Here is a 25,361-nt window from a genome sequence, read left to right as displayed (position 1 = left end):
GATCCGGCCACCGCGGCCGGGATCCGGCCCGCCCGCCGCGGTGGCCCCGCCGCCCGCCGCGGACCGGGCGGAGCCCTCGCGGAAGAGCGGCGGACGGCTCCCGGGCCGAGGAAGGCGCCGGGCCGCCGGCGGCGGGCGGGCGGCACCGGGCGGCCGGTGGACGGCCGTCCCGGGGTGTCACCCGGGCGGCGGCGCGCCTCCGCGGCCGGCGGCCCGGGGGCGCATGGCACCCTTGTGCCATGCCTGGTGCCCCGCAGCCCTATGACGAACGCCTGACCGTGCCCCGCTCCTGGTGGGTCCTCGCCGCCGGGGTCGGGGTGGCGATGGCGCTGATCCTGTTCCCCCTCGGCCCGTTGGCCATCCTGGCCGGCCTGGTGGGCGGCGCGGCGCTGGCCATGATGGCGGTCAGTTCCTACGGGTCGGCCCGGATCAGGGTGGTGGCCGGTTCGCTGGTGGCGGGCAAGGCGCGTATTCCGCTGGAGGCGCTCGGCGAGACGCTGGTGCTGGACCCGGCCGAGACGGTGGCCTGGCGGTCGCACAAGGCCGACCCGCGGGCGTTCATGCTGCTGCGGTCCTATGTGCCCACCGCGTTGAAGGTCGAGGTGACCGACCCGGCCGATCCGACACCGTATCTGTACCTGTCGACGCGCTCCCCGCAGCGGCTGGCGGACGCGCTGTCGGCGGTCAGGACGACGGCTCGCTAGTCCCGGGTGGTTCGGGTGGGGTGCCGGGTGCTTCGGGCGGCACGGTCCCGGCTTCGGCTGCGGGAGCGGTGTCCGGGGCGGCCGGCTCAAGGGCCGGTGGCCGCTCGGGCCAGGGGAGTTGGTGGGCCCGCAGGTCCTCGCGGATCCGGTCGGCGAGCTTTCGGGTGTCGCGCCGGTTCATCACCGCGCCGACGGCCGCGCCGACCATGAACGGGGTCAGCGAGGGCATGTGCCGCAGGGTGCGGCGCACCAGCCGCTGGCGCAGCTCCCGTTTCATGCCGGCGCCGAGGGCGACACCGACGGTGGCCGGGGCCAGGACGTCGACTCCGCGCTGCTGCGTCCACGACCACAGATACGCGGCCGCGCGCTCCCGGGCGGTGCCGGGGACCCGCAGTCCGTAGACCTCGTGCAGCTCGGCGATGAGCTTGTACTCGACGGCGGCGACGCCGAGGGTCTCGGTGGCGACTTCGGCCGGCATGACCGGCGGGGCGGGCAGCATCGCGGCGGCACCGATACCGGCGCCGACCGTCATGGTGCCCTTCACCGCGGCGGCGGTCAGCCGGTCCGCGATCTCCTCGGGGCCGAGCCCGGGGAACTGTCCGCGCAGCGTCTCCAGGTCGCGGACCGGGATCCGCGGCGCGGTCTGGATCAGCCGCTCGGCGATCGAGCCGATGCCGATCCTGGCGATCCGGCCGCCCTGGCGGGCGCCACCCGCCACGGTGCGGCCTATGCCGCGGGCCGTGCTGGCCGCGAGCGAGGCCGCACGGCCCCGCTCGTCGCCTTCGTGTCGTTCCGGCGAGCCGGTCACGGGCGCCCGCGGATCAGGCCGCGCAGTCGCGGCAGATCGGGTTCCCGTTCTTCTCCGACGCCAGCTGGCTCCGGTGGTGAACGAGGAAGCAGCTCATGCAGGTGAACTCGTCGGCCTGCCGGGGCAGTACGCGGACCGACAGCTCCTCGTTGGAGAGGTCGGCGCCGGGCAGCTCCAGGGACTCCGCCTGGTCGAACTCGTCGACGTCGACCGCGGAGGTCGACTTCTCGTTCCGCCGGGCCTTCAGCTCTTCGATGCTGTCTTCGTTGACATCGTCGTCGGTCTTGCGTGGGGTGTCGTAGTCAGTGGCCATTTTCGCTCTCCCCCTGTGGGTGTCTGTGGTGTCTCCAGCGCACGTAACGCGCGGGAGGCCGGACTTGTGCCCGACCTGAGGCGGAGATTTTGCCTCACATCAAGGCCCGTTACTTAATCGACACCCGGCAACACCCCCGAAGGGATGATGGATGGGGGGGCCGACCTTGATCCGTGGCGGTTGGTGACTCGTTCCGGCACGAGCGCCTCCACGGGTACTTCCCGTGATCACGACCTGGGGAAACATGGTTTTTCCGGTCCTTTTCCCGGATAAGGCGATCACCGAGGGTACCCGTCGCGCGCTTTCCGTGTGCGATCGGTCACACTCGGTGCCGAGCGGGAGCAGATCGCGGGATTACTCGCAAAGCGAACACACCCTGTTCCGACCGCTGTGACGCATGAGACGGAAGTGACGCGGTTCACAGCCCGCCGGAGCTACCCCCGCTGATCCGGTGGCAGACCGTGGGAGACCCTACAGCGGGATCGCGACCCGCATGACCAGGCCGCCTCCCTCCCGCGGCTGCGCTGCGATCACTCCGCCGTGCGCCCGGGCGACCGAACGGGCGATGGACAGCCCCAGGCCGACGCCTTTGTCGCTTCCGGTGCGCTCGGTGCGCAGCCGGCGGAAGGGTTCGAAAAGATTGTCGATCTCGTACGCGGGCACCACCGGCCCGGTATTCGCCACTACGAGCAGAGCGTGCCCGTTCTCCGCCGCCGTACGCACTTCCACCCATCCGTCCTGGGGCACGTTGTAGCGCACGGCGTTCTGCACCAGGTTCAGCGCGATGCGCTCCAGCAGCACGCCGTTGCCCAGGACGACGGCGCCGGTCAGGTCGCCGCGCAGCTCCACGTCCTTGGCCTGGGCCTCGCCGCGGGTCTGGTCGAGCGCCCGGGAGGCGGCCTCGGCCAGGTCCACCGGCTTGCGGTCGATGATCTCGTTCTCGCTGCGGGCCAGCAGCAGCAGTCCCTCGACCAGTTGCTCGCTGCGCTCGTTGGTGGCCAGCAGGGTCCGGCCGAGCTGCTGCAGGTCCTGGGACGCCTCCGGGTCGGAGAGCTGGACCTCCAGCAGGGTGCGGTTGATGGCCAGCGGGGTGCGCAGCTCGTGCGAGGCGTTGGCCACGAAGCGTCGCTGCGCGTCGAAGGAGCGCTCCAGCCGGTCCAGCATCCCGTCGAAGGTGTCGGCCAGCTCCTTCAGCTCGTCGTCGGGGCCGTCCAGTTCGATCCGCCGCTTGAGGTCGGAGCCGACCACGCTGCGGGCGGTCCTGGTGATCCGGCCCAGCGGAGCCAGTACCCGGCCGGCCATCACGTAGCCGAAGGCGAAGGCGACCACGGCGAGGCCGATCAGGGCGATCAGCGAACGCTTGAGCAGGGTGTGCAGGGCCATCTCGCGCTGTGCGGTCATGCACTTGGTGAGCGTCTCGTTGAAGTACGAGGGACTGCTCTGGTCGATGAGTCCGGGGCACTTGTTGCTGGTGATGTTCACCTGGCCGGAGCTGATCGTGAACAGCGGCGCGTTGCCCTGGTGCAGGGCCTGGGCGGCCAGCAGGTAGATGATCCACAGCAGCAGTACGCCCGCGATCAGGAACATGCCGCCGTACAGGACGGTCAGCCGTATCCGGATGGTGGGCCGCAGCCACGGCGGCGGGTTCTCGGCGGGATGGGGGTCGGCGGCCGGGCGCGGCGGGGCCGGCCTGATGGGGGGCGGGGTAGGGGGCGGCTGCGGGGACAGGGATGCCACGGCCGTCAGATCCGGTAGCCGGAGCCGGGCACGGTGACGATCACCGGGGGTTCGCCGAGCTTGCGGCGCAGGGTCATCACGGTGACCCGCACCACGTTGGTGAAGGGGTCGGTGTTCTCGTCCCACGCCTTCTCCAGCAGCTGCTCGGCGGAGACCACCGAGCCCTCGCTGCGCATCAGGACCTCCAGGACGGCGAACTCCTTGGGCGCGAGGTGCACCTCCTGGCCGTCCCGGAAGACCTCCCGGCGGTTGGGGTCGAGCCGGATGCCGGAGCGCTCCAGGACCGGTGGCAGGGCGGCGGTGGTACGGCGGCCCAGCGCCCGCACCCGGGCGGTCAGCTCGGTGAAGGCGAACGGCTTGGGCAGGTAGTCGTCGGCGCCGAGTTCCAGGCCCTCCACCCGGTCGCTGACGTCGCCGGCGGCGGTGAGCATCAGCACCCTGGTGGGCATGCCCAGTCCGATGATCTGCCGGCAGACCTCGTCGCCGTGCACCACTGGCAGGTCGCGGTCCAGGACGACGACGTCGTAGTCGTTGACCCCGATCCGCTCCAGGGCGGCGCCGCCGTCGTAGACGACGTCGACGGCCATGGCCTCGCGGCGCAGGCCGGTGCCCACCGCATCGGCGAGCAGTTGCTCGTCCTCGACGACCAGTACGCGCAAGGCGCTTTTCCTTCCGTGAACGGTGGGGCACGGGCTGTGGGGGGCCGGACTGCGGGGCTGAACGGTGGGGACGCTCGTCCATCCTGCACCGGACGGCCGTAAATCGGCGGTAAGGGCCCGCAAGGCGGCAGGACCGGGGTGTCCGGGCACTTGCCCGGGAAATTCTCCGGTGGACTCCGAGGTTTCCCCGCTGAAACAGCTGGGCAAGACGGGTGTACACCCACCCACCATGCCTCGCCACGCGTTTCCCATCGCGTGGCGACCGGGCTTTGACACCTGGTGTCAACGGAGTCGACGAGGGGGCGCACATGAACGCGTTCACGACCGGAATCCTGCAGCGCATACACACCACAGAGTCCGACCTGCGCAAGGCACGCGAGACGGGCGACGAGTTCCTCGCCGAGGTCGAGCAGAGCGAGCTGGAGGACCTCCAGCGGCTCGCCGCCGAGCACGGGGTGGACGTACGGCCCAAGGTCGCCTGATCCACTGATCCAGCGGTCGACCCGCAAGCCGCACGCCCCGGCCACCAGGATGGTGCCGGGGCGTTCGCACGTCTACGCGCGGCGACCTGGGGGAACCCGGCCGCCGCGCACGGCGCTCAGTCGTGCCAGGCGCCGAGGCCCTCCAGCAGCTCCTGGAGCGGCTCGAAGAGCCCGGCCGGGGCGGCGACGGTCAACTCCCCCGAGGCGGGCTCCCCGGGCCGTCCACCGGTCAGCGCGCCCGCCTCCCGGGCGAACAGCGCCCCGGCCGCCAGGTCCCACGGATTGAGGCCGCGCTCGAAGTAGCCGTCGAGCCGCCCGCAGCCGACGTCGGCGAGGTCGATCGCGGCGGCCCCGCCCCTGCGAATGTCCCGCACCCGCGGCACCAGCGCCCGGACCACCTCGGCCTGCGCGGCCCGCCGTTCGGCGAGGTAGCCGAAGCCGGTGCCGATCAGCGCGTGCGCGAAGTCCGCGGCCGGCCGGCAGTGGGCGGCCACCCCGTTGACGAGGGCTCCGCCGCCGATCACCGCCTGGTAGGTCTCGCCGCGCATCGGCGCCTCGACCACTCCGGCGACCACCTGCCCGTCGAACTCGGCGGCGATGCTGACCGCCCAGGCGGGCAGGCCGTAGAGGTAGTTCACGGTGCCGTCCAGCGGGTCGATCACCCAGCGCACGCCACTGGTGCCCTCACTGCTGGCGCCCTCCTCGCCGAGGAAGCCGTCCTCGGGGCGCAGTTGACCGATGTAGGAGGTGATCAGCTTCTCGGCGGCGATGTCCATCTCGGTCACCACGTCGATCGGGCTGGTCTTGGTGGCGGCCACCCCGAGGTCGGCGGGGCGTCCGTCGCGCAGCAGGGCGCCGGCCCTGCGGGCCGCCTCCAGGGCGATTTGCAGGAGTTCGGCGGTGTCCGGGTGTGCCGGGCTGGTGGTCATCTCGTGGCTCCTCAGTCGGTTCCCGCGGCGGCGGGCAGCGGGGTCCTGGCCGGGCAGCAGCCCGCGGGGCAGATGTCGTGGCCGGGGCCGAGGGCGCCCAGCGCGCAGCGGGCGGGCGCCAGGCCGCGTTCGGTGGCGGCGCGTTCCAGCACCAGGTCGCGTACGGCGGCGGCGAACCGGGGGTCGGCGCCCACGGTGGCCGCGCGGCTGACCGGCAGCCCGAGCTCGGCGGCCTTGGCCGCGGCCTCGGTGTCGAGGTCGTACGTGACCTCCATATGGTCCGAGACGAAGCCGATCGGGACCATGACCACGGCGGGCGCGCCGTCAGCGTGCGCCTGTTCCAGATGGTCGACGATGTCCGGCTCCAGCCACGGGATGTGCGGGGCGCCGCTGCGCGACTGGTACACCAGCCGCCAGGGGCGGTCGACGCCGGTGGCCTGCCGTACCCGGCCGGCGACCACCCGGGCGGTGTCCAGGTGCTGGGCGACGTAGGCGCCGCCGCCGCCGTGGCCCGGTACCGGTCCCGAGGTGTCGGCGGCGGCGGTCGGGATGGAGTGGGTGGTGAAGGCCAGCCGGGCGCCGTCGCGTACCCCGGGCGGGAGCTGCGCCAGGGCGGCGAGGACGGCCCCGGCCATGGGCTCCACGAAGCCGGGGTGGTTGAAGTAGTGCCGCAGCTTGTCGACCCGCGGTGTCACGCGGCCCTCCGCTGCGAGCGCCGCGAGCGAGGCGGCCAGGTTCTCCCGGTACTGGCGGCAGCCGGAGTACGAGGCGTAGGCGCTGGTGGCCAGCACCAGGACGCGGCGGTGCCCGGCGTCGGTCATCTCCCGCAGGGTGTCGGTGAGGTAGGGCGCCCAGTTGCGGTTGCCCCAGTAAACCGGCAGGTCCAGGCCGGCGTCGGCGAAGTCCTTGCGGATCGCGTCCAGCAGCGCCCGGTTCTGCGCGTTGATCGGGCTGACCCCGCCGAACAGGAAGTAGTGCTTGCCGACCTCCTTGAGCCGCTCGCGGGGGATGCCGCGGCCCCGGGTCACGTTCTCCAGGAAGGGCACCACGTCGTCGGGGCCCTCGGGGCCGCCGAAGGAGAGCAGCAGCAGGGCGTCGTACGGGCCGGGGTCGGGCCGGGCCGCCGGGGCGGGCTGGGGTGGCTGATCGGGCATGCCGCCGATCCTGCCACCCGCCGGCCGGATGCCCGGCGCCCGGCTCCCCGCGGCGGCCCGTCGGCCCCACCCCGGGCTCCCGCCGCCCGGCCTACGATCCGGTTGTCCTACCGTGCGACCTGCTGCGTAAGCTGTATCAGCCCGCCAAGAACCTTACCGGGGAGCGCTTCCGTGAGCAGCCCGTACCGCGCGATCTTCTCGGTCCCCGGCACCAGGGCGTTCTCCGCCGCCGGGCTGGTGGGCCGGATGCCGCTGTCCATGCTGGGCATCGGCATTGTGACGATGGTCTCGCAGCTCACCGGCCGCTACGGGCTGGCGGGCGCGCTGTCGGCCGAACTCGCCCTGTCGGCCGCGGTCTGCGGCCCGCAGGTCTCGCGGCTGGTCGACCGCCTCGGCCAGCGGCGGGTGCTGCGCCCGGCCTGCGCGGTGACGGTGCTGTCAGTGGTGTCGCTGCTGGTCGCCGTACGCACCGGGGCGCCGGAGTGGGTGTACTTCGGGTGCGTACCGGGCACCGGGTTCACCCCGAGCGTGGGCGCGATGGTGCGCGCCCGGTGGACCGAGCTCTACCGCGGTTCGCCGGAGCGGCTGCACACTGCCTACGCCCTGGAGTCCTCCCTGGACGAGGTGGTCTTCATGGTGGGGCCGGTGCTGTCCATCGGGCTGTGCACGGCGTGGTTCGCCGAGGCGGGACCGCTGCTGGCGGCGGTCTTCCTCACCGCGGGCGTGCTGCTGCTGTCGGCCCAGCGCGGCACCGAGCCGCCGCCGCACCCGCGCGACCGGGCCGCCGGGCGCTCGGCACTGGGCTTCCGCGGTGTGCCGGTGCTGGCCGGGGTGTTCGTCGGCACCGGTACGATCTTCGGAGCGGTGGAGGTGACCACGGTGGCCTTCGCCGACGAGCGCGGCCACAAGGCGCTGGCCAGCCTGGTACTGGCCGCCTACGCGCTCGGGTCGTGCCTGGCGGGGCTGGCGTTCGGGCTGCTCAGGCCGCGCGGTACGATCACCGGCCGGTTCCTGCTGGGGATATCGCTGATGGCGGTGAGTATGATCCCGCCACTACTGGTCGGGAACCTGTGGTTGCTGGCCGGTGCGCTGTTCCTCAACGGCCTGACCATCGCTCCGACGATGGTGACCGCGATGGGCCTGGTGGAGCAGCTGGTACCGCGGGCGAGACTGACCGAGGGCATCACGTGGACCTCCACGGGGCTGGCGGTCGGTATCGCCGCCGGTGCCGCGCTCGCCGGCCGGGTGATCGACAGCCGGGGCGCGTCGGCGGCGTTCGCGGTACCTGCCTCCGCGGCGGTGGTCGCGGTGGCGGTGGCGTTCCTCGGGTACCGCCGGCTGCGGCCGGCGCCGGAGCGGGAGGAGTACGAGGATGGCCGGACCGGTCAGCACAGCCGAGAAGGCGTGGCGTAACTGGGCCGGCAACGTGTCGGCCAGGCCGGTCCGCAGCGAGGCCCCGGCCTCGGCGGCGGAGCTGGCCGAGGTGCTGCGCCGGGCGGCGCGGGACGGGCTGACCGCGAAGGCGGTCGGCTCCGGGCACTCCTTCACCGCCGCCGCGGCCACCGAGGGGGTGCTGATCCGCCCCGAGCGGCTGACCGCGATCCGCGCCGTCGACCGGGCGGCGGGCACCGTGACGGCCGAGGCGGGGGTGCAGCTCAGGCACCTCAACGCGGCGCTGGCCGCGCAGGGCCTGTCGCTGACCAACATGGGCGACATCATGGAGCAGACGGTCGCCGGCGCCACCAGTACCGGCACCCACGGCACCGGCCGCGACTCGGGCTCGATCGCCGCCCAGATCAGGGCGCTGGAGCTGGTGACCGCGGACGGCACGGTGCTGAACTGCTCGGCGCAGGAGAACCCCGAGGTGTTCGCCGCGGCCCGGGTCGGGCTCGGCGCGCTGGGCGTGGTCAGCGCGGTCACCTTCGCGGTGGAGCCGGTGTTCCTGCTGACCGCCCGGGAGGAGCCGATGTCCTTCGACCGGGTGACGGCCGAGTTCGACCGGCTGACCACCGAGAACGAGCACTTCGAGTTCTACTGGTTCCCGCACACCGCGAGCTGCAACACCAAGCGGAACAACCGCAGCCAGGGACCGGCCGCCCCGGTGCCGACGGTCCGCGGCTGGATCGACGACGAACTGCTGTCCAACGGGGTCTTCCAGGCGGCGTGCGCGCTCGGCCGGGCGGCGCCGGCCGCGATCCCGGGCATCGCCCGCGTCTCCAGCCGCGCGCTGTCCGCCCGTACGTACACCGACATCCCGTACAAGGTGTTCACCAGTCCGCGCCGGGTGCGGTTCGTGGAGATGGAGTACGCGGTGCCGCGCGAGGCCGCGGTGGAAGCGGTCCGCGAGCTGCGGGCGATGGTGGAGCGGTCGGATCTGCGGATCAGCTTCCCGGTGGAGGTGCGGGTCGCGCCCGCCGACGACATCCCGCTGTCCACCGCGTTCGGGCAAGACAGCGCGTACATCGCGGTGCACATGTACCGGGGCAGCCGCTATCAGGAGTACTTCACCGCGGTGGAACGGATCATGACCGCGCAAGGCGGCCGGCCGCACTGGGGGAAGATGCACACCCGGGACGCGGCGTACCTCGGTTCGGTGTATCCCCGGTTCGAGGAGTTCACCCGGTTGCGGGATCGGCTCGACCCGGGACGGCTGTTCGCCAACGACTACCTGCGGAGGGTGCTGGGTTCGTAGGAGTACGTCCCCCTTTGCCCGGCGCGCACCCGGCGCACTTGTGAGTCGCATCACTCAACTCCCGCTCCACGCCGAGACATTCGACGGCGCGGCAGCCACCTCACGGTGGCCCGAATGGAGTACCGTGGCGAATCCCGGCGCCCGGTGCCCGTCCGGACGCCCGTTGGTCACGCTCCGTGGCCAATTGACCACCGTCCCATAACGGCGTGTCACCATGTACACCCGACACGCCGGGTAACTGTGCAAGGTTGTGGCACGCTGCACCCGGGCAGGCCACACTCGTGTCCAACGGGAGCAGCGACGCAACGGACGTCGGCAGGCACCACCCGGGAGGTAACCGTGCCCGAACTGCGCGTCGTGGCCGTCAGCAACGACGGCACACGACTGGTGCTCAAAGCTGCCGACAGCACGGAATACACGCTCCCTATCGACGAGCGGCTGCGGGCTGCCGTGCGCAACGACCGCGCCCGTCTGGGCCAGATCGAGATCGAGGTGGAGAGCCACCTGCGGCCCCGCGACATCCAGGCGCGGATACGCTCCGGCGCCTCCGCCGAGGAGGTCGCGCAGCTGGCCGGCATCCCGGTGGAGCGGGTCCGCCGCTTCGAGGGACCGGTGCTGGCCGAGCGCGCGTTCATGGCCGAGCGGGCCAGGAAGACGCCGGTACGGCGGCAGGGCGAGAGCACCGGACCCCAGCTGGGCGAGGCGGTCGCGGAGCGGCTGCTGCTGCGCGGCGCGGAGAAGGACCACGTGCTGTGGGACTCCTGGCGGCGGGACGACGGCACCTGGGAAGTGCTGCTGATCTACAAGGTGGCCGGTGAACCGCACTCGGCGAGCTGGACGTACGACCCGCCGCGCCGGCTGGTGCAGGCGGTGGATGACGAGGCCAGGTCGCTGATCGGCGAGACCACCCAGAGCCAGGCGGCGCAGCAGGAGCCGAGCTTCCCGTTCGTGCCGCGGATCGCCAGGCTGCCCAGGGACCGTCCGATGGACCGGGCCCTGGAGCGGCAGCAGGGCGAACCGCGGGGGGAGGAGCGCGCGGAGGCCACCGCGGAGGAGCGGGACTCGCTGACCAGCCTGCTGGAGGCGGTGCCGAGCTTCCGGGGCGACATGGTGGTCCCCGCGCCGCCGCCCGGCCCCGACGCCGCTCCGGCGGCCGAGGTGCCGGTCGAGGAGGCCGAGGAGGCGGCTCCGGCCGCCAGCGCGGGCTCCGCCTACGCCGACGTCCTGATGCCGCGGGCCGTGGCCGGGCACCGGGACCGGCTCAAGGGCTCCACCGACCGCCAGGCCGAGGCGGACGGCGTCCGCCCCGGCCGCCGCGCCACCGTGCCGAGCTGGGACGAGATCGTCTTCGGCAGCCGCCGCAAGAAGCAGGACTAGGGTCAGTCGTTCGGATCTCCGCGGGTCGGGGAGCGGGGTCCGGTGCGTGCGCAGGCGAGGCCGGGGAGGGAGGCGGCGTGGTGTGCCGCCGACCGGCGGGAACGCGGCAGGCGTGCGGACCGGGGCCCGCGACGCCGCGCAGATCCCACCGACAGGCCCCTGTCCCCCGTGCGTGATCGCGACGCAGCCACCGGGACGTTGGACCGGGAGCCGACGGCCGTGAGGGGCAGCCGCCCGAGGGTGGCTGCCCCTTACCCGTACCGGCGCGCGCGCCGGCGCCTGCGGCCCGGGACCGGGGTCGTTCACGCGCGGGTCGCGGGCGCCGGCCCCGGACCGGGCCCGCAGGGTGGCGGCGGTGGGGCCGGTGTCAGCCCGGGTTCGGGCCCGTTGCCACCGGGCGGGTCGGGTCGGCGGACCAGGCGGACCAGGAGCCGACGTAGAGGGCGGCGGGGATGCCGGCGACGGCCAGCGCGAGGATCTCGTGGGCGCCGGAGACGCCGGAGCCGCAGTAGACACCGACCTCGGCGGCCGGGTGGGCACCGAGGGCGGCGAAGCGGGCGGCGAGGTCGCCGGCGGGCAGGAAGCGGCCGTCGGGACCGACGTTGGCTGTGGTGGGGGCGTTGACCGCGCCGGGGATGTGCCCGGGTGTCCGGTCGATCGGCTCGGTCTCGCCGCGGTAGCGCTCACCGGCCCGCGCGTCGAGCAGCACCCCGCGGCGGGCCAGTCCGGCCGCCTGGTCCGCGTCCAGCTCCGGCATCCCGCCGGGGGCCGCGGTGAAGTCGCCGCCGCCCGGCGCGGGTTCCTCCGTGCTCAGCGGCAGCCCCGCGGCCTTCCAGGCGGCGAGGCCGCCGTCCAGCACCCGGACCCGCCGGTGGCCCGCCCAGCGCAGCAGCCACCAGGCGCGGGCCGGACCCCAGCCGTTCCAGTCGTCGTACACGACCACGTCCCGGTCCCGGCCGACCCCGGCGCGCCGCAGCGCGGCGGTGAGGTCCTCCGGGCGCGGCAGCGGGTGCCGCCCGCCCGCGCCGGGCGGCCCGGCCAGTTCGGCGTCCAGGTCGACGTAGCGCGCGCCGGGGATGTGGCCCTTGGCGTACTCCTCGGCCCCCGGCGGGCCGCCCATGCGGTAGCGGACGTCGAGGATCGCCGTCCCGTCGGGCACGTCGGCGAGTTCCGCCACGGAGATAATGTGTTCCATCCGCCCATTGTGACAGCCGCCCCCGGACCGCCGCCCGCCCCCGTGGGCGACGCGCGCCAGGACACGGCACGTCACGACGGCGCCGGGCCGCCCGCGGTGGAACGATCGGCGCGCACCGACACCGAACTGCCGGGCGCGTGGCAGGGCGCCCCCGCGCGGAGTACGTTTCCCATGACCGAGGTACCGAGCCGGCGGTCGCCGGGCACGCCCTGCTGGGCCAGTCTGATGGCCGAGCGGGCCGAGCGGGCGCAGGACTTCCACGGGGCGCTGTTCGGCTGGGAGTTCGCCCCGGGGCCGCCGCAGCTGGGCCGCTACACGCTGGCCCCGCCGGACCCGAGGTCCCGGCCACCCGCACACGCACCGCCGACCCCACCCGACCCGGCGGTCCGGGGGGCGGCCGTCTTCCCGGCGGGCCGCCGGCGCACCCCGGTGCTGCCCGCCACCGCCGACCTGTGAGGCGCAGCCGTCCGGCAGCCGTCCCGTCACCGGCGGCCCTGCTCATCGCAGTCCCGCCGCCCGGAGGCGGCAGCCCTCCCGACGGGTTACCGGCACGCCCGGCCGGTGCCGCCCGCTCCGGCGCGGTCCGCGCCGAAGGCGCGGCCTTCCGCGGGTGCGCCGGCCGTAAGGGAGCCGCCGGCTGCTTCCGGTTCGGCCGGCCGTCAGGCCGGTTCCGCCGCGGCCGGGGCCTCGCCCGTGGTGGCGGAGAGGGTTTGGGGCGCGTCGGCGAGTACCAGGCCGGCCGCGCCGCGTACCTCGGCGCCGTCGCCGAGGCCGCCGGTGACGATCTCGACGCTCTCCGCGGCGGAGGGGAGGGTGTGGCGGCGCAGCCCCGCCCGCATCGGTTCGAGGATGTCCTCGCCGGCGCTCGCCAGGTCGCCGCCGACCACGATGAGGCTGGGGTTGAGGAGGGTGACCAGCGTGGACAGCGCCCGGCCGACCGCGTCGCCGGCGTCCCGGATGGCCCGCAGCGCGCCGGTGTTGCGGCGGCGGATCAGTTCGGGCAGGTCGCGGGCGGACACCTGCTGGCCCCAGCTGTCGGACAGCAGGCGGGCGATGGCGACCGGGCTGGCCACCGTCTCCAGGCAGCCGCGGTTGCCGCAGCGGCAGATCAGGCCGTCGGTGATCAGCGGCAGGTGGCCGATCTCGCCGGCCAGGCCGCGGGCGCCGAGCAGCAGCCGCCCGTTGCTGACGATGCCCGCGCCGATGCCGGCGGACAGCCGTATGTAGACCATGTCGCCGGACTGCCGCCCGGCGCCGTACATCCGTTCGGCCAGTGCCCCGGCGTTGGCGTCGTTGGTGACACGAACCGGGAGCGAGGTGCGGCGGCGCAGTTCGTCGGTGAGGTGCATGCCGACCCAGCCGGGCATGATGCCCTCGGCGCCGAGCGCTCCGCTGTGCTTCTCCACCGGGGAGGCGATGCCGGCGCCGATGCCGAGCACCCGGGCGCGGGTGACACCGCTCTCCTGGAGGGCCCGTCCGACCAGGACGGCGACCAGGTCGAGGGTCTCCTCGGGTGCCCGGTCGACCTCCTTGGCCACCCAGTGCTCCCACAGCACCGACCCGAACAGGTCGCAGAGGATGACCCGGACGTGCTGGTGTCCGATGTCCGCGCCGATCGCGTACCCGGCGCTCGGCACCAGCGACAGGGACTGCGCGGGCCGCCCGGTGCGCCGCGGCTCCGGCTCCTCGGGGCCCTCGTCCTCGGTGACCAGGCCGATCGCGATCAGGTCGGCGATCAGCGAGGAGACGGTGGCCCGGGACAGGCCGGTCACCCGGACCAGTTCGGGACGGCTGCTGCGAGCGGTGGCGTGCAGGGCCTCCAGGACCCGCAGTCTGCCCACCTCGCGCAGGTTCACTGGTGTGTCGATCATGACTCCCGGGGTGTGGACGGACGGTGCACCGGGTGGCACCGTGCCTTCTCCTCGATCCTTCCGTCAAGAGCCTTGACTTATGACGGAGTTCAGGCAGAAACCCGCGAACCGTTCTATCCGCTGACGCGACTTTGAGTCGATGCCGGATGAATGACGATTCGCCCGCCAGGAGGACGCCTGTGACGACGACCGCACTCCCGCCCTTGCGGACCGGCATGGTGGGCCATGCTTTCACGGGCGCCGCCCACTCCCATGCCTGGCGCACCGCAGGCCGCTTCTTCGACCTGCCGCGCGACCTGGAACTGACCGCCGTCTGCGGCCGGTCGGAGCCGGCGGTGCGCCGGGCGGCCGAGCGCTACGGCTGGACGTCCTACGAGACGGACTGGCGCCGGCTGGTCGAGCGGCATCCTGTACGTGCTCGGCGAGTTCGGCCGACGCCAGGTGCGGGCGGCCGGTGGCGAGCGCGTCGGCGAGGTCGGCCAGCCCCGTGCCGCGCCCGGCGCCGGGGTGGCCAACCGAGACCGGCAGCGGCTGCCACCGGCCCGCCGCGTACAGCTCGACGGGCCCGTCGAAGCCGTTGGGGTCGGGTACGGACAGCGAGCCGGCGGTGCCGTGCACTTCGATGCGCGGCAGCCGGGCGGCATGCGCGTCGAAGCTCGTCACCAGCGTGGACAGGGCGCCGCCGGCGTGTTCCAGCACGCCGGTGACATGCGTGGCGACCTCGACCGGGAAGCGCTGTCCGGCGCGCGGGCCGCTGCCGATGACGCGTTCGGCGCGCGGGGTCGCGGCGGCGCCGGTGACCTCGGCCACCGGGCCGAGCAGGTGGACCAGGACGGACAGGCAGTAGGGGCCCGTGTCGAGCAGCGGGCCGCCGCCGGGGCGGTAGTAGAACTCCGGGTCGGGGTGCCAGGCTTCGTGCCCTGGGGTGGTCATGAAGGCGGTGGTGGCGACCGGGGTGCCGATCAGCCAGTCGTCGACGGGTTTGCGGGCGGTCCGGGTACCGGTGCCGAGCACCGTGTCGGGCGCGCTGCCGACCCGTACCCCGGCGGCGCGAGCGGCGGCCAGTGGCCAGCACGTCGATGTCGGGGTCGGTGGCCACCCAGTACTGCTCGGTGTGCACCGGGAAGTCGGCGAGGCCGGCGATCACCGGGTGGTCGGCGCGCTCCGGGCGCAGGTGGACGGTGTGAGAAACGAAGCCGGGCGGGTGCATCAGGAACTGGCCGCCGGTCAGCAGGGTGTAGTCGACGTCGCCGCGGAAGGAGTCGACGATGCCGCCGTGCCAGCCGGCGAATCCGGTGCCGGCCTCGACCGCCCGGACCAGGCCCCTGGTCTGCTCGCCGGTGGTCTCGCCCATGCTCCAGCACTGGATGATCAGGTCGGTCGCGGCCAGCAGACCGGCGTCGCCGTAGACGCCGAGGCTGTCGCAGGTCTCGACCGTGAAGCCTTCGCCGCCGCTGACTGCACCGTCCAGGTCTCCACCGACGGCAGCCGCTTCCGCGACACCGGCCGTACCGGGGCCACCGGCGCGGGCCCGGCCTTCACCACCGCCTTCGCGGCCACCGCCGCCCGATGGGTGCGGCTGGTGATCAGCGGCTACGCGGCCGGCGCGAACAGCGTGGCGCTGGCCGGACTGGAGGTCCACGACCAACGGGTGGTCACCGCGCGCCCGAAGCTGATCCACGCCCGCTACCCCACCGACGACCCCGTGGTCGCCGACTTCGACCTGCGCGACTACGGCGCCGACGCCACCGGCCGCCGGGACGCCACCGCCGCCGTGCGGGCGGCGCTCTACGACTGCCAGGACGCGGGCGGCGGCACGGTGTGGCTGGGCGCGGGCACGTACCGGATCACCGACACCGTGGAGGTCCCGGCGTTCTGCTCGCTGCGCGGCGACCGGCGCGACCCGGACCGCGGTTCGGGCCCGTACGGCACCGGGGTCCGCGCCGACCTGCCGTCCGGCGCGGACGGACCGGCGCTGTTCCGGGTCGGCGGCAGCGCCTCCGTGCAGGGCGTGCCACCTACTACCCGCGGCATAGCGCCACCGACCCGGTGCCGTACGGCTACACCTTCGAGATACCGGGCCGCGCCTGGCAGGGCGACCAGAACTACATGCTGAGCACCGTCGCGCACGTCACGATGCTGAACTCCTACCGGGGCGTCGGCGTGTCCACGATGCCCAGCGACCGCGGCGACCCCGCGGTGCAGGGCCAGGTGCACGAGTCGGCGACCCTCCAGGACGTCAAGGGCACGGCGCTCCGCAACGGGGCGACCGCCGGCAACGGCGCCGACGTCGGCACCGGGGAGGACGTCACCTTCGCCAACTCCTACTGGGCGAAAGTCCCTTCGGCGTACCGGCCGCCCGCCAGGGCCGCCCTGGACCGCTGGACGCGGGCCAACGGCACCGGGCTGGTCCTCGGCGACCTGGAGTGGGACCAGTTCTCGAAGATCGCACTGTCGGACTACCGCGCCGGCATCCAGGTGGTGAAGGGCCAGCAGGCCTCGTTCGTCGGCGCCTTCCTGCAGTCCACCGTGGTGCGGACCGACGTCGCCCTCCAGGTCGACGACGTCGACGGCCGCTGGGGCATGGCGCTGGCGGCGGCACCGTCTACCTGCCCGCGGGCTGGTACCGGGTCGCCGGCCGGCTGCGGGTCCCGGCCGGGGTCGAACTGCGCGGCACGGCGGCCGCCCCCAACCGCGACCTGAGCGGCGCCGGCGGCGGCACGGTGACCGTCACCGTGACCCCGGCGAGCGGCTACCGGCTGCTCGGCTGGACGCTGGACGGCGCCGCGCTCCCGGCGGCCGGACCGGAGGTCTCCGTCCCGGTGACCGCCGACGGCACGGTCACCGCCGACGGCACGGTCACCGCCCGGTTCGGGCCGGTCGCGGGCACCTGACCGGCGGCCGTGAGCGGGTCCGGGCGACCGCCGAGAGGGCCGCCCGGACCCGCTTCGCCGTGCCCCGGCGCGGCCGTGCCGCACCGGGGCGGGCTCAGTCGTGGTTGACCGGCAGTACATCGGGGGAGAGCGCGCCCGCCCCGGCGACAGCGCTCGTCATCCGCCGCCGGTGGTGCCGCCGGCACAGCACCTCGTAGCCGGTCTCGCCCGCGTCCCGGTCCACGTCCCCGATGACGACCTGCTCGCCTTCGACCACCATCACGCCGTCCACCGTGCGGGCGTTGTGGGTGGCGCGGGCGCCGCACCAGCACAGCGCCTCGACCTGGAGGGCCTCCACCCGGTCGGCGAGCTCCATCAGCCGCTGCGAGCCGGGGAACAGCCGGGTACGGAAGTCGGTGGTGATGCCGAAGGCGTAGACGTCCTTGCCCAGGTCGTCCACCACCCGGGCCAGTTGGTCCACCTGGACCGGCGCGAGGAACTGAGCCTCGTCCACGACGACGTAGTCCACCCGGCCGCCGCGGCTGATCCTGCCCACCGCGTAGCCGTAGAGGTCGCTGTCGTCGGCGACCTCGACCGCCTCGGTGACCAGGCCGAGCCGCGAGGAGAGCTTGCCCTCGCCGGCCCGGTCGTTGCGGGTGAAGATCACGGACTGGAGTCCGCGGGCGGTGCGGTTGTGGACGATCTGCAGGGCGAGGGTGCTCTTGCCGCAGTCCATCGTTCCGCAGAAGAAGACCAGCTCGGACATGGGTGGGGCGTCGGCCTTTCGGTGGGCGGTCCGCCGGGCGCGCGGGGCGGGGGCGGGGCCGCGGAGTGCGGCACGGGCGGGGGCACAGGTGCCGGGACCGGGTACGGACACGGGACGGGCCAGGTCCTCGGGCGGGCCCGGCGGCGTCTCAGGAGCGTACTTCGAGCAGCGGCACCAACTGCTCGACGGGGGCCAGCGAACCGTGCAGCCCGACCATCCTGGACTCCCCCGGCTCCGTGCGGTTGGCCACGATCGCCATGTCGTCGCGGGCGGCGGCCACCACGTCGCCGATCCGGCCGAGCACTCGGGCCTCGGGGCGCGGCCCGAACCAGCCGGCGTCGACGGCCTCGTCCCGGCCGGCCACCCACATCCGGTCGCCCAGCACCTCGCTCCACACCGCGAGAACGTCCTTGGCCGCGCCGGGCACCGCGTAGACGTGCCGGGCCCGGCCCTCGCCGCCGAGCACCGCGACGCCCGCCCGCAGCTCCCAGTCCTCGTCGAAGTCGACCCGGCTCTCCTCGTCGAAGGGGATGTCGAGCATGCCGTGGTCGGCGGTGACGTAGAGCGCGCTGCGCGGCGGCAGTTGCTCGGCGAGCCGCCGCGCCAGCAGGTCGACCATGGTCAACTGCCCGCGCCAGGCGTCGGAGTCGACGCCGTGCCGGTGGCCCATGGCGTCCAGTTCGCTGTAGTACGTGTAGACCAGCGCGCGGTCGGCGGCGGCCAGCCGGTCGGCCGCCAGGTCCATCCGCTCCTCGCCGGTCAGCCGGCCGAGGAAGCTGCCGCCGGACAGCGCGACCTTGGTCAGCGGGGTGTCGGCGAACGTGGGCGAGGACACCTGGCAGGTGGCGATCCCGGCGGCGGCGGCCAGCCGGAAGACGGTCGGGTGCGGCTGCCAGAGCGCCGGCTCGACCCAGGGCTGCCAGCGAAGCTGGTTCATCAGCCGGCCGGTGCCGGGGTCGAGGGTGGTGTAGCCCGCCAGGCCGTGCCCGCCGGGCGGCAGCCCGGTCCCGACCGAGGCCAGCGAGGTGGCGGTGGTGGCGGGGAACCCGGCGGTCAGCGGCCGGCCGGTGCCGCCGCGCGAGCTGCCCAGCAGCGAGCTGAGGAACGGCGCCTCGTCCGGGTGGCGCAGCAGCAGCTCCCAGCCGAGGCCGTCCACCAGGAAGACGCACACCCGGTCGGCGGGTGCCAGGACCAGGCCGGTCGGGGGCATGCCGGGGACGGCGAAGCCGGCCAGGGCGGCGGGGATGACGTCGCACAGCGCGCCGGTGCCGTACTCGGGGACCGGGGCGGCACGCGGATCGAGGGGCGCGGGGCCGTACGCGTCGGTGACCGGGTGGGCCATCAGTCCGTTGCCGCTGTCGCCTCGGAGAGCGCCTGGGCGAAGGCCAGCGTCTGGCGGACCGCGTCGGGGCCGTCGCCGGCCTCGCTGACCCGCAGGGACAGGTCGTCGGCGGTGGAGGAGCCGGTGTAGCCGTGGTCGGCCTCGCAGTTGGGGTCGCCGCAGGCGGCGGGCTCCAGGTCCAGCCGGGAGACGGCGCCCCAGCCGATGGTGAGCACCACCTCGCGGGGCAGCGTGCCGGGCTTGTACGACTCGGGGTTGGCGACGACCCGGCTCACCACCACCGACGAGATCCGGCCGATCTTCACCGATTCGGTGGAGGTGGTGGCGTACGGGCTCGGCGAGGTGTCGTCCGCGGCCTGCTCGTCGGTGTGGCTGACCAGGAAACGGCTGGCGGTGAGCACCAGGACGGTGACGTGGCGGCGCACCTCGTTGGCGTCGAAGGTGGTCTCCTGGTGCACCAGGTAGGAGCTGACCGGTTCGCGGCCGACCGCCGCCTCGACGGCCTCGCCCACCAGGGCCGGGTAGTAGCCGCTGCGCTCGATCGCCGTGCGCAGGCCCTGTGTCGTGGTACCGGTCTTCGCCATGCCTTCCATCCTAAGGGCGCGGGGTGCGGTGGCGGCTCCTCAGGACGCGGAAGGAACCCGTCGCGGGCCGGCGGCGGCCCGGGCGCGGAGTCCGGCCGGCTCAGAAGGACGCCAGGGCGCGCGGGCCCAGGTCGGTGCGGGCGGGCGGCCTGGCCAGGCGGACCCAGGCGCCCAGGACGGTCAGGCCGCGGGCCGCGACCACCACCGGCTCCAGGTCGACGGCGACGACCTCCGGCAGGTCGTCGACGAGCATCGACACCCGCAGCAGCAGCTCCTCCAGGGCCGCGGTGTCCACCGGCTCCGCGCCGCGCCAGCCGAAGAGCAGCGGCGCGGCCCTGATGGAGCGGACCAGTTCGGCGGCGTCCCGGTCGGTGACCGGAACCAGTCGGTGCGCGACGTCGCCCAGCAGCTCGGACGGCGCCCCGGCCAGCCCGAAGGACAGCAGCGCCCCGGCCGCCGCGTCCACCCCGGCGCGGACCACCGTGTCCACCCCGCGCGGCGCCATCGCCTGGACGACGGGCAGCAGTTCGGCGGGCTCGCCGAGCCGGGCGGTCAGCTCCTGGTAGGCGCGCTTGAGGTCGCCCTTGTCGGCCAGGTCCAGCCGTACGCCGCCGAGGTCGGCGCGGTGCCGCAGGTGGGGGGCGGTGGTCTTGAGCGCCACCGGGTAGCCGAGCAGGGCCGCGGCGGCCAGCGCGGCCTGCGGGTCGGGGGCGGGCAGCGCCCGGCGTACCCGGATGCCGTAGCGGCCGAGCAGGGCCGCCGCGTCCTCGTCGGACAGTGTGACCTCGGCCTGCGGGGGCGCGCCCTCGGGCAGCAGCCGGCGTACGGCCTCGGCCGCCGCGGCCGGCTGGAGGTCGTCGAACTCCGGTACCCGGCCCGGCGCGCCCGAGGTCGCCCGCCACGCGGCGTAGGAGGCGGCCTCGGCGAGCGAGCCGACCGCCCGCTCGGGGGCGCGGTAGGCGGGGATGCGGACCCCCGCGCCGTCCGGGGAGCCGAGCCGGTCGGCCATGGCGTCCAGGGCGAGGTGGACGACGGCCACGGGTTTCCCGGCGCCCTCGGCGGCGCGGCGCAGGGCGTCGGCGAGAGCGGGGTCGTCGCCCGCCTCGGGATCGGGATCGGGGCCGGCGGGGTCGGGGCGGGCTGTGTCGCGGGCGGAAGCGGCGTCGGGGTCAAGGCCGGTGGCGCCGTCAGGGCCGTCAGGGCCGTCAGGGCCGGTGACGGGGCCGGTGGGCTGTCGCGCGCCGGGCGGCCCGGCGGCCGGCCGGGCCGGTGCGGTGTGCGCGCCGACCCGCGGGGTCACGGTGACCAGCACCGCGTCGTTCCCGGGATCGGCGAGGGCCGCGGTGAGGGCGGCCGCGATGTCCTCCGGGCGGGCCGCGGCGGTCAGGTCGACCGGGGCGGCGGGCCGCAGGCCGGCGGTGAGCGCGGCGTCGTAGGTGAGCAGCCCGATGGACTCGGAGTTGCCGAGGACGGCCACCCGGTCGCCTCGCGGGAGCGGCTGGAGGGCGAGCAGGAGCCCGGCGTCGAGGAGTTCGGTGACGGTCTGCACCCTGATCACGCCGGCCTGCCGGAACAGCGCGGAGACGGTGGCGTCGGGGATGCGGGCTGCGGGGACGGCGTGCCCGGCCGGCACCGAGCCGGAGTGCAGGGCGCCCTTGACCACCACCACCGGCTTGACGGCGGCGGTGCGGCGGGCGAGCCGGCTGAACTTGCGCGGGTTGCCGAACGACTCCAGGTACATCAGCACCGCTTCGGTCTCCGGGTCGTCCTGCCAGAACTGCAGCAGGTCGTTGCCCGAGACGTCGGCGCGGTTGCCGGCCGAGACGAAGGACGACAGGCCGGCGCCCCTGCGGTGCAGGCCGGAGAGCAGCGCGATGCCGATCGAGCCGGACTGGGTGAACAGCCCGAGCCGGCCGCGGCGCGGCATCTCCGGGGACAGCGAGGCGTTGAGGCCGATGTCGGGGGCGGTGTTGAGGATGCCGAAGGCGTTGGGGCCGATCACCCGCATGCCGTGGCCGCGGGCCTGCCGGACGAGTCGGCGCTGCCGCTCCCGCCCTTCGCCGCCGGTCTCGGAGTAGCCGGCCGCGACCACCACCAGACCGCGCACCCCCGCCTCGCCGCAGTCGTCGACGGCTTCCGGCACCTGCCCCGCGGGCACCGCGAGGAGTGCGAGGTCCACCGGCTCGCCGATGGCGCCGACCGAGCGGTGGCCCGGTACCCCGTCCAGGTCGGCCCCGGACGCCGGGAACGCGTGGTTGACCGCGTACAGGCGCCCGGTGAAGCCGCCGGCCACCAGGTTGCGCAGCAGCGTCCGGCCGACGCCGCCGGGCCGGCGCCCGGCGCCGACCACCGCGACCGAGGCGGGCCGCAGCAGCCGCTGCATCGAGCGGGCCTCGGCGCGGTGTTCACGGGCCCGCATGACCTGCACCGACGCCTCGGTGGGCGCCAGGTCGAGGTCGAGGTGGACCACCCCGTCGGCGAAGCTGCGGCGCTGGGTGTACCCGGCGTCGGTGAAGACCTTGACCATCTTGCGGTTGGCGGGCAGCACCTCGGCGGTGAAGTGCAGGATGCCGCGCTCGCGGGCGGCGGCGGCGATGTGCTCCAGCAGCGCGGAGGCGACCCCGCGTCCCTGGTGGGCGTCCTGAACGAGGAAGGCGACCTCGGCGCGGGTGCCGTCGCTACCGGTGGCGGGGCTGCCGTCCTCGGCGGTGCGGTCGTAGCGCACGGTGGCGATGAACTCCCCGCCCACGGTGGCGGCCAGGCCCACCCGGTCGTCGTAGTCGTGATGCGTGAAGCGGTGCACGTCGCGGTCGGACAGCCGGGGGTAGGGCGCGAAGAAGCGGTAGTACTTGGACTCGTCGGAGACCTTCTCGTAGAAGTCGACCAGCCGCTCCGCGTCGTCCGGGCCGATCGGCCGCACGTGCGCGATGCCGCCGTCGCGCAGGACGACGTCCGCCTCCCAGTGCACGGGATAGGGGTGGGCGGGCTGCTCCGTCATGGCCCCAGCGTATGCGGGCGCGCCCCGCTCGCGTCGCCGCCGCACACGGGGCAGTCTGGGGGCTGCGCGGCCGGTCCCGGCACGGCCCGGCGGTGCGAGAGTGGTCGGGACAACCGGCACCACCCGTACCGGCGGCACCCCGTCGGCGACCCGAAGGGCGACACCATGGCTGAGCGCCGCGTCCACGTCGGCTGGGCAGAGGGCCTGCACGCCCGCCCGGCGTCCATCTTCGTCCGCGCGGCGATGGCCGCCGGCGTGCCGGTCACCATCGCGAAGGCGGGCGGCTCGCCGGTCAACGCGGCCTCGGTGCTGGCGGTGCTGGGCCTGGGCGTGCGAGGCGGCGAGGAGGTCGTGCTCACCTCACCCGCCGAGGGCGCGCAGGCCGCCCTGGACCGGCTGGCGAAACTGGTCGCCGAGGGCCTGGAGGAGCTGCCGGAAACGGTCTGAGGGCCCCCGCGACCGACGATTTCCGGCACCGCGGCGCCCGAACCCGGAACGCGGGCAGCGCAATACAGCGGGACCGGGCAATCCCCCATGGATTGCCCGGTCCCGCTTTTCAGGATTTACGGGAGCCGCAATTCTACGACCTTGTATACGGTGCGTTTGTTAAGCGCGGCGGCGCGCTGCGTTTACGGGATGTTTCAGGATCCTCACCGCGGCGGCCCTCTCCACGTGCACGGCGGCCAGTCGGCGGGCCCGCTCGGCGTCCCCGCGGGCGATCGCGTCGACTATCCCGGCGTGCTCCTCCCACGACTCCACCGCACGCGTGCTGCCGCCGTCCCCGTACACCCAGGCGATCTTGTGCCGCAGCTGGGTGAGCAGCGCGGCAAGCGTCGAGCTGGCCGACGCCTGCGCCAGCGTCTCGTGGAACCAGCCGTCCAGCGACGGGAGGTCGGACAGCTGCCCCTGCACGGCACGCTCCTGGCCGAGCCGGACCAGTCCGCGCAGCACCTTCAGATGCGCCTCGGTGCGGCGCTGGGCGGCGCGGGCGGCGCCCAGCGGTTCCAGCAGTCCGCGGATCTCCAGCAGGTCGGCGGCCTCCTGCTCGGTCGGCTCGGCGACCGAGGCCCCCGCGTGCCGGCGGGTCCTGACGAACCCCTCCGACTCCAGGGTGCGCAGCGCCTCGCGCACCGGCACCCGTGAGACGCCGTAGCGCTGCGCGAGCAGCTCCTCGGTCAGCCGGCTGCCCGGCGGGAAGAAGCCGCCGACGATGTCGTCGCGGATGGCCGTACACACCACCTGGGCCGAGATCCGGCGCCCCGCGCCGTCCGCCCCGTTCACATCCGGCTCCGCATCGCAGACTCCGTTTCCTTCCCCGTATTGTGCCGGACTCTATTCCAGCACACCCGGAAATGGGAAAGCACCCCTGGAATTCTTTGTTTGTTTTTGGACAGGAGGGGTGCTATCGGACGGCCGGGAGCGTCCGGAGACGGCCGAAGACGTCCGAGCGCCCCGGCGCGGCGGACCGGGACGCTCGGATCCGGCGGTACGGGGCGGTGCGGCCGGTTCAGCCGGTACGGACAGGTTCGGACAGGTTCGGACAGGTTCGGACTGTCGCGGACGGACTCGGACGGACTCGGACGGACTCGGACGGGTCCGAACTGGCCCGGCCGGGCTCAGATGACGACGCCGTGCGAGGCCAGGTACGCGACCGGGTCGATGTCGGACCCGTAGTCGGGGGTGGTGCGCACCTCGAAGTGCAGGTGGGGGCCGGTGACGTTGCCGGTGGCGCCGGAAATGCCTATCTCCTGGCCCTCGGTCACCGTCTGCCCCGCGGACACCAGCGGCTCGGTGAGGTGGCCGTACAGCGTGTACTTGCCGTCGGCGTGCTTGATGATCACGTCGTTGCCGTAGGCGCCGTCGGCGCCCGCGGAGACCACCGTGCCGACGGCGACCGCGTGCACGGGCGTGCCGGAGTCGACCAGGAAGTCCACGCCGGTGTGCGAGCCGCTGGACCACAGCGAGCCGGAGGCCTGGTAGCCGGTGCCGACGGAGGCGTCGCCGACCGGCTCCATCCAGCCGGTGGCGGTGCTGCCGGCCGTGCCGCCGCCGGTACCGGAGGCGGACGCGGCGGGCAGTGCGGTCCGGGTCTGCGACCGGCTCGCGGCGGGCTGTTGCGCGGCCCGCGCGGTGGGCGCCTTCGCCGCGGCTGCCGCCTCGGCCCTGGCGGCTGCCCCGGCCTTCGCGGCCGCCTTGGCCTTGGTTGCCGCCTTCGCCTTCGCCTCGGCCCTGGCCGAGGCCAGGGCCTGCCGGACCCTGGCCGTCGCGGCGGCCTTCGCCTTCGCGGTGTCGGCGGCCTTGTACTGGCCCTGCTCCTGCGTGGTGAGAGTGCGGACCAGGGCGGCGGTGTGCGCGTTCAGGGCCCGGGTGAACGCGGCGGGCTGCGCCGCGGCCTCGGGGGCCGCCCCCGGGGAGGCCATCGCGGTGGCGCCGATGGCGCCACCGGTGGCCAGTACGGCGACGCCCGCCAGGGTGGCGGCGGTGCGGACCGGGTGGGTGCGGCGGTGCTTCCCGCTGTGCGCGGGCAGGACTTTGAACGCCATGAGGAGGCGTCGCTCCTTTCCTTCCTTCTCGCCTACCGGGTTAGCTGACGGGTTCGGAGCAGGAAGGTCTCCTACGGGGCATCCGCCCGGGCGGGCGGGTGGCCGCGATTCACCCCAGGGACGTGGGTCCCCGGCTCCCCCTCACGGGGGACTCGGCGATGTACGGGTGCGCCCGGTCGGACCGGGCGCCGCTGCCGTCCACGGGCAACGTGCGCCGACGCTAACCGCGCGGTCAGCCGTACACCAAACAGATCAGCCGATATGTAGCGCACGCCACACACCGCCCGGCGGGGCGCAAAACGCCCGGAACCCCGGTGCCTGTGGGGCGACCGGG

Annotated in this window: 25 protein-coding genes, 1 pseudogene and 1 riboswitch; of the genes and pseudogenes, 10 read left to right on the top strand and 16 right to left on the bottom strand. The window is 74.4% G+C overall.

Translation table 11 applies throughout. The features are described from left to right. Positions 1–239: 239 nt before the first annotated feature. Positions 240–704, top strand: coding sequence for a DUF3093 domain-containing protein (locus RLT57_RS24845; protein WP_311299477.1), 465 nt, complete (start codon positions 240–242; stop codon positions 702–704). Here the strand turns inward: RLT57_RS24845 and RLT57_RS24840 are convergent. From RLT57_RS24840 to RLT57_RS24825, 4 genes are all read right to left on the bottom strand, one after another. Continuing rightward, on the bottom strand, positions 685–1,512 hold the full coding sequence (locus RLT57_RS24840; RefSeq protein ID WP_311299476.1) for a hypothetical protein: 828 nt from the start codon (positions 1,510–1,512) through the stop codon (positions 685–687). The genes RLT57_RS24845 and RLT57_RS24840 overlap by 20 nt on opposite strands. A 13-nt stretch (positions 1,513–1,525) precedes the next feature. Continuing rightward, the gene (locus tag RLT57_RS24835; RefSeq protein ID WP_033173914.1) at positions 1,526–1,825 is read right to left on the bottom strand and encodes a DUF4193 domain-containing protein; all 300 of its coding nucleotides are present in this window, start codon (positions 1,823–1,825) and stop codon (positions 1,526–1,528) included. A 471-nt stretch (positions 1,826–2,296) separates the two neighbouring features. Next, positions 2,297–3,553, bottom strand: coding sequence for a sensor histidine kinase (locus tag RLT57_RS24830; RefSeq protein WP_399129929.1), 1,257 nt, complete (start codon positions 3,551–3,553; stop codon positions 2,297–2,299). A 14-nt stretch (positions 3,554–3,567) separates the two neighbouring features. Beyond that, positions 3,568–4,221: a response regulator transcription factor gene (locus RLT57_RS24825; protein WP_311299474.1), complete on the bottom strand. Its 654-nt coding sequence runs from the start codon at positions 4,219–4,221 to the stop codon at positions 3,568–3,570. A gap of 308 nt (positions 4,222–4,529) precedes the next feature. Between RLT57_RS24825 and RLT57_RS24820 the strand changes: the two genes are divergently transcribed. Then, positions 4,530–4,703 carry a hypothetical protein gene (locus RLT57_RS24820; protein ID WP_176725257.1) on the top strand — a complete coding sequence of 58 codons (174 nt, stop codon included), beginning with the start codon at positions 4,530–4,532 and terminating at the stop codon, positions 4,701–4,703. 116 nt (positions 4,704–4,819) lie between these two features. Here RLT57_RS24820 and RLT57_RS24815 read toward each other — a convergent pair whose 3' ends face one another. Together RLT57_RS24815 and RLT57_RS24810 are read right to left on the bottom strand one after the other, a co-directional pair. Further along, a complete protein-coding gene (locus RLT57_RS24815; RefSeq protein WP_311299473.1) occupies positions 4,820–5,632 on the bottom strand; it encodes an inositol monophosphatase family protein in 813 nt (270 codons plus the stop codon). An 11-nt stretch (positions 5,633–5,643) separates the two neighbouring features. Further along, entirely contained in the window at positions 5,644–6,786 is a 1,143-nt protein-coding gene (locus RLT57_RS24810; RefSeq protein ID WP_311299472.1) for a ferrochelatase, read from the bottom strand. Positions 6,787–6,957: 171 nt separating this feature from the next. Between RLT57_RS24810 and RLT57_RS24805 the strand changes: the two genes are divergently transcribed. The 3 genes from RLT57_RS24805 (at position 6,958) to sepH (ending at position 10,855) form a co-directional block, all read left to right on the top strand. Next, the gene (locus tag RLT57_RS24805; RefSeq protein WP_311299471.1) at positions 6,958–8,199 is read left to right on the top strand and encodes an MFS transporter; all 1,242 of its coding nucleotides are present in this window, start codon (positions 6,958–6,960) and stop codon (positions 8,197–8,199) included. After that, positions 8,159–9,478 carry a D-arabinono-1,4-lactone oxidase gene (locus RLT57_RS24800; protein WP_311299470.1) on the top strand — a complete coding sequence of 440 codons (1,320 nt, stop codon included), beginning with the start codon at positions 8,159–8,161 and terminating at the stop codon, positions 9,476–9,478. Before RLT57_RS24805 ends, RLT57_RS24800 begins: the two co-directional genes overlap by 41 nt. Positions 9,479–9,817: 339 nt before the next feature. After that, positions 9,818–10,855: a septation protein SepH gene (gene sepH, locus RLT57_RS24795; RefSeq protein WP_311299469.1), complete on the top strand. Its 1,038-nt coding sequence runs from the start codon at positions 9,818–9,820 to the stop codon at positions 10,853–10,855. Between the two features lie 367 nt (positions 10,856–11,222). Here the strand turns inward: sepH and RLT57_RS24790 are convergent, their stop codons facing one another. Beyond that, entirely contained in the window at positions 11,223–12,050 is an 828-nt protein-coding gene (locus RLT57_RS24790; protein ID WP_311299468.1) for a sulfurtransferase, read from the bottom strand. A gap of 171 nt (positions 12,051–12,221) precedes the next feature. Between RLT57_RS24790 and RLT57_RS24785 the strand changes: the two genes are divergently transcribed. Continuing rightward, the gene (locus RLT57_RS24785) at positions 12,222–12,506 is read left to right on the top strand and encodes a hypothetical protein (protein WP_311299467.1); all 285 of its coding nucleotides are present in this window, start codon (positions 12,222–12,224) and stop codon (positions 12,504–12,506) included. A gap of 203 nt (positions 12,507–12,709) precedes the next feature. Here the strand turns inward: RLT57_RS24785 and RLT57_RS24780 are convergent, their stop codons facing one another. The 3 genes and pseudogenes from RLT57_RS24780 to RLT57_RS24765 form a co-directional block, all read right to left on the bottom strand. Further along, positions 12,710–13,921: an ROK family transcriptional regulator gene (locus RLT57_RS24780; RefSeq protein ID WP_311299466.1), complete on the bottom strand. Its 1,212-nt coding sequence runs from the start codon at positions 13,919–13,921 to the stop codon at positions 12,710–12,712. A 231-nt stretch (positions 13,922–14,152) separates the two neighbouring features. Further along, complete coding sequence (locus RLT57_RS24770; RefSeq protein ID WP_399129328.1) at positions 14,153–14,935, bottom strand: Gfo/Idh/MocA family protein; 783 nt, start codon at positions 14,933–14,935, stop codon at positions 14,153–14,155. A gap of 85 nt (positions 14,936–15,020) precedes the next feature. After that, a pseudogene (locus RLT57_RS24765) lies at positions 15,021–15,563 on the bottom strand (ThuA domain-containing protein); the annotation flags it as partial. Here RLT57_RS24765 and RLT57_RS24760 point away from each other — a divergent pair. From RLT57_RS24760 to RLT57_RS24750, 3 genes are read left to right on the top strand one after another with little or no spacing between them, the layout of a single operon-like run. Continuing rightward, the gene (locus tag RLT57_RS24760; protein ID WP_311300854.1) at positions 15,495–16,037 is read left to right on the top strand and encodes a glycosyl hydrolase family 28-related protein; all 543 of its coding nucleotides are present in this window, start codon (positions 15,495–15,497) and stop codon (positions 16,035–16,037) included. The pseudogene RLT57_RS24765 and the gene RLT57_RS24760 overlap by 69 nt on opposite strands. Next, positions 16,031–16,624, top strand: coding sequence for a hypothetical protein (locus RLT57_RS24755; protein WP_311300930.1), 594 nt, complete (start codon positions 16,031–16,033; stop codon positions 16,622–16,624). Before RLT57_RS24760 ends, RLT57_RS24755 begins: the two co-directional genes overlap by 7 nt. Next, positions 16,531–16,815, top strand: a complete 285-nt coding sequence (locus RLT57_RS24750; RefSeq protein ID WP_311300853.1) for an InlB B-repeat-containing protein — start codon at positions 16,531–16,533, stop codon at positions 16,813–16,815. Before RLT57_RS24755 ends, RLT57_RS24750 begins: the two co-directional genes overlap by 94 nt. A 94-nt stretch (positions 16,816–16,909) precedes the next feature. Here RLT57_RS24750 and RLT57_RS24745 read toward each other — a convergent pair whose 3' ends face one another. The 4 genes from RLT57_RS24745 to RLT57_RS24730 all read right to left on the bottom strand — a co-directional run bounded on the left by RLT57_RS24745 (position 16,910) and on the right by RLT57_RS24730 (position 22,484). Then, positions 16,910–17,560, bottom strand: coding sequence for a thymidine kinase (locus RLT57_RS24745; protein WP_311299465.1), 651 nt, complete (start codon positions 17,558–17,560; stop codon positions 16,910–16,912). 148 nt (positions 17,561–17,708) lie between these two features. Further along, complete coding sequence (locus tag RLT57_RS24740) at positions 17,709–18,902, bottom strand: alkaline phosphatase family protein (RefSeq protein WP_311299464.1); 1,194 nt, start codon at positions 18,900–18,902, stop codon at positions 17,709–17,711. After that, entirely contained in the window at positions 18,902–19,486 is a 585-nt protein-coding gene (locus RLT57_RS24735) for a DUF5998 family protein (RefSeq protein WP_311299463.1), read from the bottom strand. Before RLT57_RS24735 ends, RLT57_RS24740 begins: the two co-directional genes overlap by 1 nt. Positions 19,487–19,586: 100 nt before the next feature. Then, positions 19,587–22,484: a GNAT family N-acetyltransferase gene (locus tag RLT57_RS24730; RefSeq protein ID WP_311299462.1), complete on the bottom strand. Its 2,898-nt coding sequence runs from the start codon at positions 22,482–22,484 to the stop codon at positions 19,587–19,589. 165 nt (positions 22,485–22,649) lie between these two features. Between RLT57_RS24730 and RLT57_RS24725 the strand changes: the two genes are divergently transcribed. Further along, positions 22,650–22,931 (top strand): HPr family phosphocarrier protein, encoded by a 282-nt coding sequence (locus RLT57_RS24725; RefSeq protein WP_311299461.1) that lies wholly within the window; start codon positions 22,650–22,652, stop codon positions 22,929–22,931. Between the two features lie 159 nt (positions 22,932–23,090). Here the strand turns inward: RLT57_RS24725 and RLT57_RS24720 are convergent, their stop codons facing one another. Both RLT57_RS24720 and RLT57_RS24715 read right to left on the bottom strand, forming a co-directional pair. Continuing rightward, the gene (locus RLT57_RS24720; protein ID WP_311299460.1) at positions 23,091–23,765 is read right to left on the bottom strand and encodes a GntR family transcriptional regulator; all 675 of its coding nucleotides are present in this window, start codon (positions 23,763–23,765) and stop codon (positions 23,091–23,093) included. Between the two features lie 335 nt (positions 23,766–24,100). Beyond that, positions 24,101–25,027, bottom strand: a complete 927-nt coding sequence (locus tag RLT57_RS24715; protein WP_311299459.1) for a M23 family metallopeptidase — start codon at positions 25,025–25,027, stop codon at positions 24,101–24,103. A gap of 15 nt (positions 25,028–25,042) precedes the next feature. Then, a riboswitch (cyclic di-AMP (ydaO/yuaA leader) is annotated at positions 25,043–25,195 on the bottom strand. Positions 25,196–25,361: the final 166 nt, after the last annotated feature.

Origin of the sequence: Streptomyces sp. ITFR-21, from assembly GCF_031844685.1 — a bacterium.
Lineage (GTDB): Bacteria > Actinomycetota > Actinomycetes > Streptomycetales > Streptomycetaceae > Actinacidiphila.
The sequence above is the reverse complement of the archived record's forward strand: the minus strand, read 5'-3'. Positions and strand labels throughout refer to the sequence as shown.